Raw genomic sequence first — 15,033 nt, 5'->3', positions numbered from 1 at the left:
GAACCCTCACGGCGCGTAGCTGTTGCAGCGCCAGCGCGGCCAGGTGGCGGTTCGCGGGCAGCGGCTGACGCGCGCGAGCCAGAGGTCGAAGATCCGCGGTTCGCGCAGGCAGGCCAGATAGCCGACCGCGTGCGCGACGAGCGCCGCGCCCAGCGCCCAGAACGACCGGGTGATCAGAAAGGCCTCTGTGGTGACGACGCCGTTGATGATGAAGAAAGAATAGGTGACGCCCGCGAACATCTGCGGCTGCGTCAGCGCGCGGAAGATGGGGGCGCGGGCGAGCTCGGCCATGTCAGCCCGCCGCCGCCTGAATGCCGGCGACGATGGTGGTCGCGCCGAACAGGACGAAGCATCCGAGCACGACGGTCGCGCCCATCCGCCAGTTGATCCGGCCGGTCAGCATCATGAAGCCGATCATGGCGACGGCGATCACCGCGACGGAGGTGGCGACGTGGCCGAGCAGGGTGCCCTGCACCCAGCCCAGGGCGGCGAGAATCGGGCCGGAGCCCGCGGGATCGGTCATGGCAGTTCACCTTTCGGCTCGGCCTCGGCGACCTGCGCCAGGCGAGCGAGATTGCGGCCGACATAGGCCTGGGTTTCCGTGAAGGGGGGCACGCCGCCGTAGCGGACCACGCGGCCGGGGCCGGCGTTATAGGCGGCGAGCGCCAGGTCGATGGCGCCGTCGAAGCGGTCGAGTTGCGCCCGCAGGTAGCGGGCGCCGCCGAGGATGTTCTGGGCGGGGTCGTGCGGATCGACGCCCAGCTCCGCCGCGGTCTTCGGCATCAGCTGCATCACGCCGATGGCGCCGGCCGGCGAGCGGGCGTTTGGGTTCAGCCCGGATTCGGTGCGGGCCACCGCTTCGAGGAAATCGGGATCGAGCTCCGTTGCGGCCGCCGCCGCCTCGATCTGGCCGCGGAGCGTCGCGGAAGATCGGAGCGTGGAGGCCGCCGGGCCAGGTGCACGGGAGGAGGGCCAGCCAGGCCCGACGCGTGCGGCGACGCCGTTGTCGTCGATCTCCAGCACTTGGGCGTGCAGCGCCGTGGGGCCGGCAAGGACGACGAAGGCGACAGTCGCCGCGCAGCCGATGCGCGAGGCATTCTGATGATCCTCCGCCTTTCCCAAGTCCTTCTCCCCGATACACCAGAAGCGGCGCGACAAGGGGCAGGAAATCGGATGATTGTGGAGACAGTCAGGCCGCTTTGTATCGGCCCATTATCAGCGGATGCTTATCGATACGAAGCCAATACGTTGAAGCCCTATTTATAGCCAATGTCTCCCCTTTTCTGTCCCTAGGGCCGCCCAGGCAGGGGTGCGCCGCGGAGCCGCCTGCGCGGCCGGGAGACAGGAAAACGATGCACGACCCCAAGACACCGGATCATCAGGACGGCGGCCTGCAGCAGGACCTGCAGCTGATCGCGAACCGCATGATGCAGCGCCGCCGGCTGCTTGGCCTGTTCGCCGCTGGCGGCGCGACGGCCCTGGTTGCGGCCTGCGGCGGCGGCGGATCCGACGACGGCTCGACCACAACCACCACCACCACCGACACCAGTAATACGACGACCACGAGCGGCAACACGACCACCACCACGACCACGACGTCGAGCAGCAGCTGCGTCGCCGACCCGACCGAGACGAACGGCCCTTATCCGGGCGACGGCTCCAATTCGGTCAACGGCAGCATCGTCAACGTGCTGGCCCTGAGCGGAATCGTCCGCAGCGACATCCGCTCCAGCTTCGGAACCAGCACCACGACAGCGCCTGGCGTGCCGCTGACCCTGACCATCAAGGTGGTGAACGTGAATTCCGGCTGCGCTGCGCTGTCGGGCTACGCCGTCTACATCTGGCACTGCACCCGCGACGGAAACTACTCCCTCTATTCCAGCGGCATACAGAACGAGAACTACCTGCGCGGCGTGCAGGTCACCGACTCGAACGGCGAACTCACCTTCACGACCATCTTCCCGGGCTGTTACTCGGGCCGCTGGCCGCATATCCACTTCGAGGTCTACCCGAGCCTCGCCGTGGCGACGGCCCAGACCAACGCCAAGCTCACCTCGCAGTTCGCCTTGCCGTCGGCGGCCTGCTCCACGGTCTACAACTCGGCGACCGGCTATACGGCGAGCATCTCGAACCTCTCCCAGATCACCATCGCCAGCGACAATGTGTTCGGGGACAACACCGCAGCCCAGATCGCAGCCATGACCCCAACCCTCAGCGGCAGCGTCTCGGCGGGCTACACCGGCACAGTCACTGTCGGTGTCGCCGTCTAATCGACGCGTGCGGCGGGCCGCGGAGCGTTTTCAATGAGCGCTGGCGGCTCAACTGGCCGCGGTCAGAACAGGGCCGCTTCGCCGGGCGGCGAGGCGGCCGCCGTACTTCTGGTCGAAGCCGATTCGGCCGGGCGCCAGGCCATGCGGGAGCTCCTGGTCCGCGAAGGCTACTACGCGCTGGAGGCCAGCTCGACCGACGCGGCCAGCGAGATCCTCGCCCATCGGGACGATATCGTCGTCGTGATCGCCGACCTCGACCTGCCGGGGCGGATCACCGGGGCCGAACTGGTCCGGCTGCTGGTGCGTCAGGCGCCTTGGCTCACGGTCGTGGCGACCTCGGCCGACGCCACGGCCGCGCGGCCTGGCGTCGGCTTCCTCTCAAGACCCTATTCCCCAGAGGGCATGGTCGAGGCCGTGCGTGCGGCCCTGTCCACCCTCCATCACCGTCGCGCGCGGCGTTCCCCCGACGCGCGTTAAATCATCAAGGACATCAACATGGGCGCCTTCAGCATCTGGCACATCCTCATCGCGATCGGCGTGGCGTCGCTGCTGTTGGGCGGCGGCGGCCGCCTCTCGGGCATGATGGGCGACGTCGCGCAAGGCGTTCGCGACTTTCGCAATGGCCTCAAGGAGGATCCGCCCGTCGAGCCGCCGGCCGCCGAGGGCTGATCTGGCGGCCGACGTCTGTGGGACGCCGGCCGCCGCCGACCTTAGGCGCTCACGGTGGATTGTGAGGCGCTGGACTTCCCTTGCGCAGCCTTGAAGGCGCTGAGCGCCGTCGAAAGCTCGCTGGCGCTCAGCTTGCCGTCGCCGTCGGAATCCAGCGTCCCGAAGGCTTCGGTCGAGCTGCTCGAGCTGGACCTGTCGGTCTTCAGGATCGAGTTCACCTCGTCGAGGCTGAGCGAGCCGTCGCCATCGCTGTCGGTGTCGCTGATCAGCCTGGCCGCGACGTCGTCGGACGAGGGCGCCGCGTGCGCGCGACCGCCACGTCCGGCGCGTTCGGCGTGCTTCGCCTCCAGGCCCGCCGAGAGCTCGGCGCTCGAGAGCTTGCCGTCGCCGTCGGCATCCAGCTTGGAGACGGCGGCCGAAAGCTCGTCCGAGCTGTCGACGCCCATCGACTTCTGGATTTCTTCCAGGCTCAGCGATCCGTCTCCGTCGGTGTCGCCCTCCTCGATCAGCTTGTCGGCGATATTCGAGGAACTGGACTCCTCCTGGACCGAGAGCAGGCTCGCCAGGGTGTTCGAGGCGAAGCTGCGCGCGCCGCCGCCGGGCGGGGGGCCGGGAGGCGGTCCGGGCGGAGGACCGTTCGCTGAAGCGGCGCCGGATGCCGAGCCGGCGTCGCCGCTCGGCGAGTTTTGCCCAGTCTTGCTGGTCTGCTGGAGCAGGGAGGCTAGCAGGCGTTCCGCCTGACCTCCCCCGTAAGCCCCGGAAGTCGTTGAGATATTCACGATATCACCTCTTAGGTGGTTGCGTTCGCTCCCTCACAGCGCCTCCGGTTCGCCGTGGGAGCGCGTCCTCCGTTGCAACAAGTGTGCGAGTTCGCCCGGTGTGACTTTGAGGGGGCGGCCTGGAATTCCGCAGGCGGAGCGTTGCGCCGCTTGGACCGAAGCGGTCTGAGCATTAGATACGGCCGACGGCAGTTGCGGGCGGGTGGTGGACGCGTGGGGGCGAAGACGCAGGAGGAGCTGCCGCGAGCGGTGGAGCTGGTGGCCGAGGCTCAGCGGCTCACCGCGGATCTGACGCGTCCGAACGCCAGGATCTATTGGACCGACCTGCTGCTGACGGCGGCGGTTCTCTATTCAGGATTCGCCCTGGCGGTTCTCGCGCACGGGCCGCTGGCCTGGGCGGGCGGCGTCGTTTGCGCGCTCGCCCTCTATCGCGGCGTCAGCTTCATCCACGAACTGACCCATCTGCGGTCGGACCAGACGCCCGGCTTCCGGGCGGGCTGGAACGTCCTGATCGGCGTTCCCTTCCTGGCCCCGTCGCTGCTCTACGAGGGCGTGCACAACCTGCATCATCTGCGGCAGCTCTACGGCACGCCGGAGGATCCGGAGTACCTGCCGCTGTCGCGCCGACGGCCGATCGTCCTGGCGGGCTTCCTGGCCACGGCGGCGCTGGCCCCGCTCGGCGCCTTCCTGCGCTTTGCGGTCCTGGCCCCGCTGTCCTTCGTGATCCCCAGCCTTCGCTCGGCCGTGATCGGGCGGTTCTCGGCGATGAGCATCAACCCGGCGTTCCGGCGCCAGGACGTCGCGGCGGCGCGGCGGCCGGCCTGGCGCGCGCAGGAGATCGCCTGCTGGCTGTGGAGTTGGGCGCTGATCGGACTCGTGGCCTGGGGCGGTCTCGCGGCGCGCGTCGTGCTGACCGGGGTCGCGATCATGGCGCTGATGGCCGTGGTCAACCAGCTCCGCACCCTGGTGGCGCATAGCTGGACCAGCGACGGCAAGCCGATGAGCGTCACCGACCAGTTCCTCGATTCCGTCAATGTGCCGCCGCCGGGCTGGCTGCCGCTGCTCTGGGCGCCGGTCGGGCTGCGCTATCACGCGCTGCACCATCTGCTGCCGGGCGTTCCCTATCATGGCCTCGCGGAGGCGCATCGACGGCTCGTCCAGGCGCTCCCCGAGACCTCCGCCTACCATCGCCCCCAGCATCGCAGCCTGTTCGCGCCGCTGCGCGCCTTGATCGCCCGGTCGTCGGCCTACGCCGGCGGTCCTGAGGGGCGGGCGTGAACCTGGCCGCCGAGGCGCGGCCGCAGGCCAGCGCCGGCGTGATCTTTCGACGCATTCTCGCCAACGCCAGCAAGCTGCTCGGCGGGCGGGCGGTGAACGCGGTTCTCAGCCTGGCCTACACCGCCGTCGCCGCCCGGGCGCTCGGCGTCGCCGGGCTGGGCGTGCTGGTGATGATCCACGCCTTCGCCCAGCTGCTGGGCGACGTGGTCAAGTTCCAATCCTGGCAGACGGTGCTGCAGTACGGGGCCGAGCCGCTCGCCGAGGGCCGGACGGACGAGCTGCAACGGGTGGTCCGCTTCACCGTGCTGCTGGATCTGGTCAGCGGCCTGATCGGCATCGCCATCGGCGTCGTCGCGGCGCTGGCGTTCGGATCCAAGCTGGGCTGGGGCGCCGCCCAGGCGCCGATGGCGGCGGCCTATGCGCTCTCGGTGATGTTCATCACTGCCGCAGCCCCGCTCGGCGTGCTCCGGCTGCTCGACCGGTTCGACGTGCTGGCGGGACAGGCCGCGGTGACCTCATTGGTCCGCCTGGTCGGCTGCGCTCTGGGCTACGTCCTGCACGCCGACCTCGGCTTCTTCCTGGTGGTCTGGGCGCTGGGCACGGTCGCGGGCTTTGTGCTGCTGGCCCTGGCCGCCTGGCGGGAGCTGGGGCGTCGCGGGCTGCTGCAAGGCTTCAGCTGGCGCGGATCGGCGCGCATCGAGGCGCCCGGCGTCTGGCGGTTCGCCTGGGCGACCAACCTCAACGCCACCCTGGGGGTGGCTTTCACCCATCTGGTGACGCTGATGGTGGGCGGCCTGCTGGGCCCCGCCGACGCGGCCCTTTGGCGTATCGGCCGTCAGGTGGCCGACGCCATCGCCAAGCCGGTGCGGCTGTTGATCCCCGCCCTCTATCCCGAGCTGGTCCGGCTGCGGGCGGAGAAGCGTGAAAAGACCATGTGGCGGCTGACGGGCCGCATCACCCTGGCCGCCAGCGGCGTGGGCCTGCTGCTGCTGGTGATCTCGAGCTTCGCCGGCGCGCCCTTGCTGCGGCTGGTGATGGGCGCAGGCTTCGCCGCCGCCGCCGGCATCATGACGTGGCAGGTGGCCGCAGCCGTGGTCAATCTGGTCAGCCTGCCGCTGGAGCCGATGGTGATCTCGCTGGGCCATGCGGGCGCCACGGTGCGGGTGCGGGTCGTGGTCGCAGTCGCCTATGCGGCGGCGCTGCCCTGGCTGGTGGGGCGCTTCGGCCTGGAGGCCGCCGGCGCGGCCCTGGTGGCCGCCTCCGTAGCCATTGCGCTCGGCATGCTGGGATTGCTCCTACGCAGCCGTCCGCAGAAAGCGGCTTGATCATTGTCCGACAGCCGGTGAAACAGGCGCGTGAACGTTACCCCTACAGCCCCGCACCGCGCGCTCAGATGCGCTGACTTCGCGACTTTGACGGAGGCTCTCGACTACGCCGCGAGCGGCGAGACGGGACTCAACTTCCACGATCTGCGCGGCAAGCTGGTGCTCGCCCTGCCTTACAGCGAGCTGCGCGCCCAGGCGCAGGAGATCGCCCGCGGCCTGCTGGCCGCCGGCCTGGCGGCGGGCGACCGTGTCGGGCTGCTCGCCGACACCACGGCCGACTTCGTGCGCGCCTTCTTCGCCTGCCAGTACGCAGGCCTGGCCCCGGTCCCGATGCCGCTGCCGACCCCGCTCGGGGGTCGCGAGGCCTATATCGCCCAGATCGCGCGCATGCTGTCGGCCGCGGCGGCCAACGCCGTCGTCGCCCCGCCTGAGTTCGAGAGCTGGGTCGCCGAGGCGGCCGCGGCGGCGAGCGTCGCCCGGACCCTGCGGCTGGCGGACCTGCCCGCGGCCGAGGGGCAGGCCCTGCCGCAGATCACGCCCGAGGCCACCTCCTACCTGCAGTTCTCGTCCGGCAGCACCCGCTCGCCCACCGGCGTGGTGGTGTCGCACCGGGCGCTGATGGCCAATGCGGTGGCGATCACCCGTGACGGCCTGCAGGTGAGGGCCGCGGACCGCGCCGTCTCCTGGCTGCCGCTCTATCACGACATGGGGCTGATCGGCTTCCTGCTGAGCCCGATCGCCAGCCAGATGACCGTCGACCTGCTGCCGACCGCGGCCTTCGTGCGCCGGCCGCTGCTGTGGCTCGACATCATCGCCCGCCACGGCGGGACGATCTCCTACAGCCCGACCTTCGGCTACGACCTTTGCGCCCGGCGCGCCGATGCGGCCAGCGAGGTCGACCTCTCCAGCTGGCGAATCGCCGGGGTCGGCGGCGACATGGTGCGGCCCGGGCCGCTTGAAGGCTTCGCCGAGCGCTTCGCGGGCGCGGGTTTTCGTCGCACGGCCTTCGTCGCCAGCTACGGCATGGCCGAGGCCACCCTGGCGCTCACCATGGCGCCGCTCGGGCAGGGCCTGCGGACCGACACGGTGGATGTCGACCTCATGGAGCGCGACGGCCGGGTGGCGTCGGGCGAGGCGTCGACGCGCCGGCGCAGCTTCGTCCGCTGCGGTCCGATCCTGCCTGGGCACGAGATCGAGGTCCGCAGCGAGGCCGGGACGGCCCTGCCGGAGCGGCAGGTGGGCCGGATCTTCGTCCGCGGCCCCAGCCTGATGCGCGAATATTTCCGCGAGCCGCAGGCGACCGCCGCGGTGCTCTCGGCGGACGGCTGGCTGAACACCGGCGACCTCGGCTACCTGGCGGATGGCGAGATCACCCCCACCGGACGGTCGAAGGATCTGATCCTGCTGAACGGCCGCAACGTCTGGCCGCAGGACCTGGAGTGGACGGCGGAGTCCGGGGTGGAGGGCCTGCGCAGCGGCGACGTGGCGGCCATTTCGCTCGGGGAGGACGCCGAGCAGGTCGTCCTGCTCGTGCAGTGCCGGAGCAGCGATGCCGCCATCCGCAATCGGATCCGTGAGGATGTCGCCGCCCTGATGCGGGCGCGGCATGGCGTCGACGCCCTGGTCCAGCTGGTGGGGCCGCGCGCTCTGCCGCAGACCTCTTCGGGCAAGCTCAGCCGGTCGAAGGCCCGCACGCTCTACGAAGGCGGAGCTTTCGACCTCGTGGAAAGCTGAGCCGCCATGCGCCTGGCCGCGGTCACCGGCGCCACAGGCTTCCTCGGGCGTCAGCTGGTCGCGGCCCTGGCCGCCGAAGGCTGGGCGGTCCGCGTCCTGGTGCGTCGCGACGCGGTGCTGGCCGCGCCGGCCGGCGTCGAACCCGAAATCGTCATCGGCGGCCTCTCTGATGCGGACGCCCTGCACAGGCTCTGCCGGGGGGCCGAAGTGCTGGTGCACGCAGCCGGGCTGATCAAGACGCGCAACCCTGCAGATTTTACCGCCGTGAACGTCGAGGGTGCGCGTCGCGCCGCCCAGGCGGCGCAGCGCGCGGGCACGGCGCGCATGGTCCTGGTCTCCAGCCTGGCGGCCCGCGAGCCGCAGCTCTCGGACTATGCGGCCAGCAAGCGGGCCGGAGAGGATGCGGCGGCCGAGGTCCTCGGCGCGCGCCTGACGGTGGTTCGGCCGCCGGCGATCTACGGACCGGGCGATGTCGAGACCCTGGCCGTCTTCGAGGCGGCCCGGCGGCTGCCGTTCACCCCGGTGTTCGATCCGCGTGCCCGGATCGCCATGATCCATGTCGATGACGCCGCACGTCAGATCGCCGCGGCGGCCGGTCGCACGTTCGAGCGACCCTTGGTCGCCTTGTCGGACGCGCGCCCCGAAGGCTACGGCTGGCGCGAGATCGCCGCGGCGGCTTCGACCGCGGTCGGACGATCGCCGAGACTGATTCGCCTCCCGTCGGCGGCGCTGGATTTTGCGGGTTTTCTAGGCGCCGTTCAGCGTCTCGGCGGGCAGAATCCGATCGTCGGCCCGGGGAAGGCGAGGGAGATGCGCCATCTCGACTGGAGCCTGCGTCCGGAGGAGCGCTGGACCGAGGCGCCGGCCGCCGGATTCGACCTAGCCGCCGGTTTCGTCCATACGGTCGATTCGTGGCGCTCCGTAGGGCGACTTCTTTAGTGAACCTTTTCTTGCGATTGGATCACAGAACTATGGCAATCCGGGCGAAGCATGATTAGCTGTGGCCCAGGGGCGCTGAATCGGGGGTGACATGGCCGAACTTGTCGTGGATCTGACCGTCCGCGAAATTGGTCGGGCGGCGGAAGAAGTCCTCGGAAAGCCGGTTGCCGTAACCGTAGAAACCGATATCGCCCGCGATCTCTCCGTCGACTCGCTGGCGCTGATGAACATCGTCATGGAGCTGGAGGACAAATTCGACCTCTCGATTCCCCTGGATCGGATGGCCGATATCCAGACAGTCGGCCAGTTGGCCGCACTGATCGACGAACTCCGGACGAAGGTCTGAACCTTGGGACTACTAGACAAGCATCTGCCGCAAATTCGCGCCTATTCCGGGATTCTGGAACACGGCGCGGACCCGTTCAACGTCAAGTTCGACGCCGTTCTGTCGCCGACAGAGGCTGAACTGAACGGCCAACGGGTCATCCTGCTCGGCACCAACAACTACCTCGGCCTGACCTTCGACCCCGAGTGTATCGAGGCTTCGGTCGATGCGGTGCGCCGTTGGGGCACCGGGACGACCGGCTCGCGGATCGCCAACGGCAGCTTCGGCGCCCACGTGGCCATGGAGCAGGCGCTCGCCCGCTTCTATGGCCGCAAGCATGCGATGGTCTTCACCACCGGCTACCAGGCGAACCTGGGCGTGTTGTCGGCCCTGGTCGGGCGTGGCGACCACCTGATCCTGGACGCCGACAGCCATGCGAGCATCTACGACGGGGCCCGCCTGGGCCACGCCGAGGTGATCCGCTTCCGGCACAATGATCCGGAAGACCTCTACAAGCGTCTGCGCCGGCTCGAGGGCGCGCCCGGCGACCGCCTGATCGTCGTCGAGGGCATCTACTCGATGATGGGCGACGCGGCCCCGCTCAAGGAGATCGTCGACGTCAAGCGCCAGACGGACGCCTACCTGCTGGTCGACGAGGCCCACTCCATGGGCGTCCTTGGCGAGCACGGACGCGGTCTGGCCGAGGCGGAGGGCGTCGAGGACGACGTCGACTTCGTGGTCGGCACCTTCTCCAAGAGCCTGGGCGCGATCGGCGGCTTCTGCGTCTCCAACGCCGAGGACTTCGACATCCTGCGCGTGGTCACCCGGCCCTACATGTTCACCGCCTCGCTGCCGCCGGGCATCGTCGCCTCGACCCTGAAGGCGCTGGAACTGGCCGAGGCGGACCGGACCCTGCGTCCGAAGCTGCAGGCCAACGCCGAGCGGCTGTTCCGCGGCCTCAACGCCCTGGGCTTCACGACCGGCCCGAAGCCCAGCCCGATCGTCGCCGTGGTCATGCCCGACCTGCCGACCGCTCTGGGCATGTGGAACGCCCTGCTGGCGGGCGGGGTCTATCTCAACCTCGCCCTGCCGCCGGCCACGCCGAACAATCGGCCGCTGCTGCGCACCAGCATCAGCGCCGCCCATACGCCGGAGCAGATCGACCAGGTGCTCGACATCTTCGAATGGGTGGGCCGCGAACTCGGCGTCCTGCCGGTCGAGGGTCAGCGGGCTTCCGGCTGACCCCGAGGGCTTAGCGCCGGCGCGCGCGCCAGATCCGCCACGCCGCGCCCGGCGCGGCCAGGATCGGGTGGCGCTCGCGCCAGGGCGTCAGCGGGACGACCACGCCGGTGTGGCGTTCGATCTTCCACGCCGCATAGCGGGCCGCGCCTTCGAAGGTGAAGGCCGCCTTGACCAGCCGCGCGACGTTCAGCGGCCGGCCGAACGCCTCGCGCCGCCGCCAGGCCGTGCTCAGACGGCGGGCTTCCGCCGCCGCCAGGCGCGGGCGCAGGACGCCATCCGACTCGGTGAACGCCACCCCGCCGCTCGCCCAGGCGAGCGGCAGCAGGTCGCCGTAGCGTTGCGGATCGAAGCCGATGATCTCACGCTCGCGGCCGGGCTTCTCCACGCGCAGCTCCGCGGCGTAGGTGCGGCGGAACAGCGCCTGCCAATAGTCCTCGGCGCGTCCGTCCGCCGGCCCGACGGCTGCGGCGTATCGCGCGGCCGTTTCGCAGGCCGCGGCGATCGCGTCGCCGACCGTCCCGGCTGTGGCTGGATCGGCCGCGACCACCAGCGCCGAGGGCTGCACGAAGCGGGTCCAGATGGTGGTGTCGAGAAAGCCGTCCGCCGCCGCCGCCGCGAAGGTCGAAAGCGGCATGGTCGCCACCTTGGCCTGCAGCATTCGACCGGCGACCTCGGCCTGGCGGAACGAGACGTCGGGCCAGAGCCGCCTGCCTGCCCATCCTCGCCAGCCCTTCGCGGGGCGATCCTCGGTGAGCAGGTAGAAGTCGAGAACGCCGTCGAGATCGCCGGTGCGCAGGACGGAGCCGTAGAAGAGCGCCGCGCAGGCTCCGGCCTCCCGCGCGAGCATCTCGGCGAAGGCGCGAGCCTCCGGCGGGCAGGGCGCGGCCAGCTGGCGATCGACGAAGGCCTGCAACTGCCGGCTCATGGGACCACGAACTCGACCGCATCGCCGACGCGCAGGCTGTATTCGCCGCCGGGATAGGTTTCTCCGTCCAGGACGAAGCCGCCCTCCGCGGCGACATCGATCCGCTCCACGGCGCGCCGGTGATAGCCCGCGGCTTCCAGCCAGGACGGCTCCTTGCCGGCCAGCAGCGGCGGCAGGGCGCGCAGCAGCTGCTTCGGCGGGGCCTCGACCGTCAGGGTGCGCAGGCCGTCGGGGACGTGCGCGCCGAAGGGGTGAACCCCAAGCGGCAGGCGTTCCAACGTCGAGACCAGCAGCAGCAGGATCTGGCCGTCGTGCAGGGGTTCGCTCTCGAAGCTCAGCCGCATCGGCTCGCCCGAACGCCAGCCGCTGCGCGGGCCGCCCAACAGGGTCCGCAGCGCGGCGGCGGCGAGCGTCAGGGCGACCGCCACGCTTTCGAAGGCGCCCAGCCGGTGGGCGCGCTGGGCGAGCTGGGTGGCGCGGACGAAGGCGCCGGCGCCGAAGATGAAGCCGCGGGCGAGCGGCGCCTCCGCGCCGGCGCGAAACACTTCCAGCTGCCGTCGCCTGTCGGTCCGGCCGCGCGCTGCGCTCTCCAGCAGCGCCTCCAGCGTCCATTCCCGGGGCGCGCCCAGATCGAACGCCAGGGCGTTGGTCTTGCCGGACGGGAGAACCGCCATCGTCGGCGTCCGGTCGGGAAAATGGTCCGGGGCCTGGGTCATCACGTCGCGCACAGTGCCGTCGCCGCCGTCCACCACCAGGAGGTCGACCTCCTCGGCGGCGAAATGCGCCAGGGCCGCGTCGAGCTCGTCGTGGCTGTTCGGCGTCGCCATCAGCACGCCGGCGGGCGGCGGCGCCGGCTCGGCGCCGCGATTGCGCCGACTCCGGATGTTATGGATGACGCCGACCCGGCTCACCGCGACAGCCAGGAGACGACGCCGCCCCGCGGCGCGGCGAAGCCCTGGACGAGCTGCACCACGTGCACGACGAAGGAGATGGCGGTCCAGAGCGCGACGGCTGCGAAGCCCACGTCCGGGCGGCCCAGCAGCGCCGCTCCGGTCAGCAGGATCAGGTTCGGATTGCGCCGCGCGGTGATCTGCCGGAACCAGCTGTCGAACGGCCGCCAGGCGTGTACGTGGATGCCGAAGCGGCGCATGAAGATGCCCTCGACGATCCGCTGGGCGACGTAGCCGACCAGCACCACCGCCAGCATCTCGTCGGCGTAGGGCAGGGGATGCGGACCCATCTGCACGCCTGCCCACCAGGCCCACCACCAGAAGGGCGGATGGATCAGGTCGATGCCGTGGTCGAAGACGTTGCCCCACTTCGACGACGTCAGGGTCACGCGCGCCAGCTTGCCGTCGACGGTGTCGAGGAAGGTCATGATCCAGCCGCAGAGCAGGCCGGCGGCGAACTGGCCGCGCCAGAACAGCACGAAGGCGGCGATCACCAGCAGAAGCCCGGCGAAGGTCACCTGGTTCGGCGTGATCCCGGCCACGGCGCACCAGCGGGTGACGATCCGCGCCGGCAGCGGCCAGAGGTGTTTGGTGACGAGGTCGGTGACGCCCTTGTAGGAGCCCTTGAAGAGACGGGCCTCCACGGCGCGCACCCGCTCCGGACTGAGCGGCTCCAGCACCGGCGACTCGCGTTTCCGCAGCGCCTCGTTGTAGGCCAGCGCAGCAGGATCCAGCCGTTCCAGACCGGCGAGCGCGGACGAATCGCCGCCGCCCTCCAGCGCCGCGGCGACCTCGACCGCCGCGGCGGCGTCGACGTGGGCGGCCAGCGGCTGGCCTTCGGGACCGATCAGCAGGGCGCCGCGGCGCTTGGCCAGGGCGGCGATCAGGCTCTGGTCGTACACCCAGTCGGCGCGGACCAGGACCACGCCGCCGGCTTCAGCTCCGAGCGATTCGCGCACGCCGGGGCGCAGGCCCACGCGGCGGAACATCCGCTGCAGCCGTTCCTCGCCGGTCATGCCCCAGATTCGCCCCTCGCCGGGCGCCAGAGTCACGCCCCATTCCAGCCCAGTCTCTCGCTCCAAGTCCCTGCCGCCCCTTATGCAAATTCGCCCGAGTTGATAACCAAGGCGCCGTGCCCCTGCCAGAGAGCTTTCGGTTGCCCGTCTTCCGCCTCGCGCACATCTCCGACCTGCACCTAACGCCGCCGCCGCGGCGTGGGATCGAGCTGGAGCCCAAACGGTGGCTGAGCCGCTTCGCCTGGCGACGCAAGCGCAGGCGGCACAGCGCCGAGGTCCTGGCCGCCCTGGTCGCCGACCTACAGGCGCAGGAACCCGACCACATAGCTATCACCGGCGATCTCACCAACTTTGCGACACGCGACGAATTCTCCGGCGCGCGCCGCTGGCTGGAGGCCCTGGCGCCGGCCGACCAGGTGACCGTCAGCCCCGGCAACCATGACGCCCTGGCCGGCCCCGGCGGTCATGAGCGATTCGCCGAATGGGGGCCCTGGCTGGGCGACGAGGCGGCGATCGCCTTTCCCCATGTGCGCCGGCGCGGCCTGGCGGCCCTGATCAACCTCTGCTCGGCGGCGCCCACCGCGCCGCATCTCGCCCAGGGCGTGCTCGACCCTGTCCAGCTGGCGCGCCTGCCCGGGATCCTGCGGGAACTGGGCGAGGCGGGGCTGTTCCGCGTCGTCCTGTTGCACCATCCGCCGGCCGCCGGCGCGGTCTCCCGGCGCAAGTCGCTGCGCCAGGCGCCGGAGCTCGCCGCCATCCTGCGGGCCGAAGGCGCCGAGCTGGTGCTGCACGGCCACGCTCACCAGGCGACGCTGGCGACCCTGCCGGGCCCTGTGGCGCCGATCCCGGTCCTGGGCGTCCCGCCGGCGTCAGGGGCCGGCGGCCATGGCGACGCCGCGCGCTGGCATTCGATCGAGGTCGATCCGGCCGCCGCGGGCTGGCGGGTGCGCCTGGTCGCCCGCGGGCTTGGTCCCGACGGCGAGATGACGGAGCTCGGGCGCTACCAGCTGGCGCCGGCCGGCGGGGGATAGCGCATGCCGAGGCCGGCTGCCAACGGCAGGCGTGTTCCTACTTTCATCGGCTGGACTGACTTCCTAATGTCGCGGCCGCGGCCGGTTCGGCCGCCGAGATGGTTTCATGACAAATCCCACGGCCCAGAAGTTCGGCTATCCCCACAGCCTCGTCGCCGAAACGGCGAGCTGGCTGGTGCTGGTCCGTCCCAGCCAGCCGACATTGGGGGCGCTGGTGCTGGTCTGCAAGGAGCCGGTCCTGGCCTTCTCGGAGCTGACGCCCGAGGCCTTCGCAGACCTGGCCGTGGTCACGCGGGGCGTGGAGCACACGCTCTCCGCCCTCGTAGGCTACGCGAGGATCAACTATCTGATGCTGATGATGGTCGATCGCGACGTGCACTTCCATGTCCTGCCCCGCTACGAGGGCGAGCGCAGTTTCGAGGGGCAGGCCTTCCCGGACCGTGGCTGGCCCGCCGCGCCGCAGCTCAGCCCTGCGGTGGAGCTTGCGCCCGCCGCGCTGGAGGCGCTGACCGCACGCCTGCGCGCGCTTTGGCCCGCCGGTTGAGCCGGG

18 protein-coding genes are annotated in these 15,033 nt (G+C 70.6%); 11 read left to right on the top strand and 7 right to left on the bottom strand.

Annotated elements, in window-relative coordinates; all coding sequences use genetic code 11:
* Positions 1–6: 6 nt before the first annotated feature.
* Genes ACSQ2B_RS04110 through ACSQ2B_RS04100 form a run of 3 tightly spaced genes read right to left on the bottom strand, consistent with a single transcriptional unit; the run spans position 7 to position 1,122 of the window.
* Positions 7–291 carry a type IV secretion system protein VirB3 gene (locus tag ACSQ2B_RS04110; protein ID WP_436047585.1) on the bottom strand — a complete coding sequence of 95 codons (285 nt, stop codon included), beginning with the start codon at positions 289–291 and terminating at the stop codon, positions 7–9.
* A 1-nt stretch (position 292) separates the two neighbouring features.
* Positions 293–523 carry a TrbC/VirB2 family protein gene (locus ACSQ2B_RS04105; RefSeq protein ID WP_436047584.1) on the bottom strand — a complete coding sequence of 77 codons (231 nt, stop codon included), beginning with the start codon at positions 521–523 and terminating at the stop codon, positions 293–295.
* Positions 520–1,122, bottom strand: a complete 603-nt coding sequence (locus tag ACSQ2B_RS04100; protein ID WP_436047582.1) for a lytic transglycosylase domain-containing protein — start codon at positions 1,120–1,122, stop codon at positions 520–522. Before ACSQ2B_RS04100 ends, ACSQ2B_RS04105 begins: the two co-directional genes overlap by 4 nt.
* Positions 1,123–1,352: 230 nt before the next feature.
* Here ACSQ2B_RS04100 and ACSQ2B_RS04095 point away from each other — a divergent pair, with 230 nt between their 5' ends.
* Genes ACSQ2B_RS04095 through ACSQ2B_RS04085 form a run of 3 tightly spaced genes read left to right on the top strand, consistent with a single transcriptional unit; the run spans position 1,353 to position 2,939 of the window.
* Entirely contained in the window at positions 1,353–2,270 is a 918-nt protein-coding gene (locus ACSQ2B_RS04095) for an intradiol ring-cleavage dioxygenase (RefSeq protein WP_436047580.1), read from the top strand.
* A gap of 33 nt (positions 2,271–2,303) precedes the next feature.
* Positions 2,304–2,747: a response regulator gene (locus ACSQ2B_RS04090; RefSeq protein ID WP_436047578.1), complete on the top strand. Its 444-nt coding sequence runs from the start codon at positions 2,304–2,306 to the stop codon at positions 2,745–2,747.
* Positions 2,748–2,765: 18 nt separating this feature from the next.
* Positions 2,766–2,939 carry a twin-arginine translocase TatA/TatE family subunit gene (locus ACSQ2B_RS04085; protein WP_436047576.1) on the top strand — a complete coding sequence of 58 codons (174 nt, stop codon included), beginning with the start codon at positions 2,766–2,768 and terminating at the stop codon, positions 2,937–2,939.
* 41 nt (positions 2,940–2,980) lie between these two features.
* Here the strand turns inward: ACSQ2B_RS04085 and ACSQ2B_RS04080 are convergent, their stop codons facing one another.
* Complete coding sequence (locus tag ACSQ2B_RS04080) at positions 2,981–3,718, bottom strand: EF-hand domain-containing protein (RefSeq protein WP_436047574.1); 738 nt, start codon at positions 3,716–3,718, stop codon at positions 2,981–2,983.
* Between the two features lie 213 nt (positions 3,719–3,931).
* Here ACSQ2B_RS04080 and ACSQ2B_RS04075 point away from each other — a divergent pair, with 213 nt between their 5' ends.
* From ACSQ2B_RS04075 to spt, 6 genes are all read left to right on the top strand, one after another.
* The gene (locus ACSQ2B_RS04075; protein WP_436047573.1) at positions 3,932–4,996 is read left to right on the top strand and encodes a fatty acid desaturase family protein; all 1,065 of its coding nucleotides are present in this window, start codon (positions 3,932–3,934) and stop codon (positions 4,994–4,996) included.
* The gene (locus ACSQ2B_RS04070) at positions 4,993–6,321 is read left to right on the top strand and encodes a lipopolysaccharide biosynthesis protein (protein ID WP_436047571.1); all 1,329 of its coding nucleotides are present in this window, start codon (positions 4,993–4,995) and stop codon (positions 6,319–6,321) included. The genes ACSQ2B_RS04075 and ACSQ2B_RS04070 overlap by 4 nt, the downstream gene beginning before the upstream one ends.
* A gap of 30 nt (positions 6,322–6,351) precedes the next feature.
* Positions 6,352–8,055, top strand: a complete 1,704-nt coding sequence (locus tag ACSQ2B_RS04065) for a fatty acyl-AMP ligase (RefSeq protein ID WP_436047569.1) — start codon at positions 6,352–6,354, stop codon at positions 8,053–8,055.
* 6 nt (positions 8,056–8,061) lie between these two features.
* Positions 8,062–8,994, top strand: a complete 933-nt coding sequence (locus ACSQ2B_RS04060; protein WP_436047567.1) for an NAD-dependent epimerase/dehydratase family protein — start codon at positions 8,062–8,064, stop codon at positions 8,992–8,994.
* A 91-nt stretch (positions 8,995–9,085) separates the two neighbouring features.
* Entirely contained in the window at positions 9,086–9,340 is a 255-nt protein-coding gene (locus ACSQ2B_RS04055; protein WP_436047565.1) for an acyl carrier protein, read from the top strand.
* A gap of 3 nt (positions 9,341–9,343) precedes the next feature.
* Entirely contained in the window at positions 9,344–10,561 is a 1,218-nt protein-coding gene (spt, locus tag ACSQ2B_RS04050) for a serine palmitoyltransferase (RefSeq protein WP_436047563.1), read from the top strand.
* A 10-nt stretch (positions 10,562–10,571) separates the two neighbouring features.
* On the opposite strand, the gene ACSQ2B_RS04045 is transcribed toward spt, so the two are convergent.
* The 3 genes from ACSQ2B_RS04045 to ACSQ2B_RS04035 are packed head-to-tail and all read right to left on the bottom strand — an operon-like array spanning position 10,572 to position 13,518.
* The gene (locus tag ACSQ2B_RS04045; RefSeq protein ID WP_436047561.1) at positions 10,572–11,486 is read right to left on the bottom strand and encodes a hypothetical protein; all 915 of its coding nucleotides are present in this window, start codon (positions 11,484–11,486) and stop codon (positions 10,572–10,574) included.
* Positions 11,483–12,397 carry a diacylglycerol/lipid kinase family protein gene (locus ACSQ2B_RS04040; protein ID WP_436047559.1) on the bottom strand — a complete coding sequence of 305 codons (915 nt, stop codon included), beginning with the start codon at positions 12,395–12,397 and terminating at the stop codon, positions 11,483–11,485. Before ACSQ2B_RS04040 ends, ACSQ2B_RS04045 begins: the two co-directional genes overlap by 4 nt.
* Complete coding sequence (locus tag ACSQ2B_RS04035) at positions 12,394–13,518, bottom strand: CDP-alcohol phosphatidyltransferase family protein (protein ID WP_436047558.1); 1,125 nt, start codon at positions 13,516–13,518, stop codon at positions 12,394–12,396. The genes ACSQ2B_RS04040 and ACSQ2B_RS04035 overlap by 4 nt, the downstream gene beginning before the upstream one ends.
* A gap of 74 nt (positions 13,519–13,592) precedes the next feature.
* Between ACSQ2B_RS04035 and ACSQ2B_RS04030 the strand changes: the two genes are divergently transcribed.
* Positions 13,593–14,483, top strand: coding sequence for a metallophosphoesterase family protein (locus tag ACSQ2B_RS04030; protein ID WP_436047556.1), 891 nt, complete (start codon positions 13,593–13,595; stop codon positions 14,481–14,483).
* Between the two features lie 106 nt (positions 14,484–14,589).
* Positions 14,590–15,027, top strand: coding sequence for an HIT family protein (locus ACSQ2B_RS04025; RefSeq protein ID WP_436047554.1), 438 nt, complete (start codon positions 14,590–14,592; stop codon positions 15,025–15,027).
* Positions 15,028–15,033 lie beyond the last annotated feature (6 nt).

The sequence above is a fragment of the Phenylobacterium sp. LjRoot225 genome, from assembly GCF_964252855.1.
Classification (GTDB): domain Bacteria; phylum Pseudomonadota; class Alphaproteobacteria; order Caulobacterales; family Caulobacteraceae; genus Phenylobacterium.
This window is presented reverse-complemented; position numbering and strand designations above follow the sequence as displayed.

Bases quoted from the DNA above. Each gene is read 5' to 3' on its own strand.
- ACSQ2B_RS04110 (WP_436047585.1), bottom strand. From the start codon at position 291: ATGGCCGAGCTCGCCCGCGCCCCCATCTTCCGCGCGCTGACGCAGCCG.
- ACSQ2B_RS04105 (WP_436047584.1), bottom strand. From the start codon at position 523: ATGACCGATCCCGCGGGCTCCGGCCCGATTCTCGCCGCCCTGGGCTGG.
- ACSQ2B_RS04095 (WP_436047580.1), top strand. From the start codon at position 1,353: ATGCACGACCCCAAGACACCGGATCATCAGGACGGCGGCCTGCAGCAG.
- ACSQ2B_RS04090 (WP_436047578.1), top strand. From the start codon at position 2,304: ATGAGCGCTGGCGGCTCAACTGGCCGCGGTCAGAACAGGGCCGCTTCG.
- ACSQ2B_RS04085 (WP_436047576.1), top strand. From the start codon at position 2,766: ATGGGCGCCTTCAGCATCTGGCACATCCTCATCGCGATCGGCGTGGCG.
- ACSQ2B_RS04060 (WP_436047567.1), top strand. From the start codon at position 8,062: ATGCGCCTGGCCGCGGTCACCGGCGCCACAGGCTTCCTCGGGCGTCAG.
- ACSQ2B_RS04055 (WP_436047565.1), top strand. From the start codon at position 9,086: ATGGCCGAACTTGTCGTGGATCTGACCGTCCGCGAAATTGGTCGGGCG.
- ACSQ2B_RS04045 (WP_436047561.1), bottom strand. From the start codon at position 11,486: ATGAGCCGGCAGTTGCAGGCCTTCGTCGATCGCCAGCTGGCCGCGCCC.
- ACSQ2B_RS04025 (WP_436047554.1), top strand. From the start codon at position 14,590: ATGACAAATCCCACGGCCCAGAAGTTCGGCTATCCCCACAGCCTCGTC.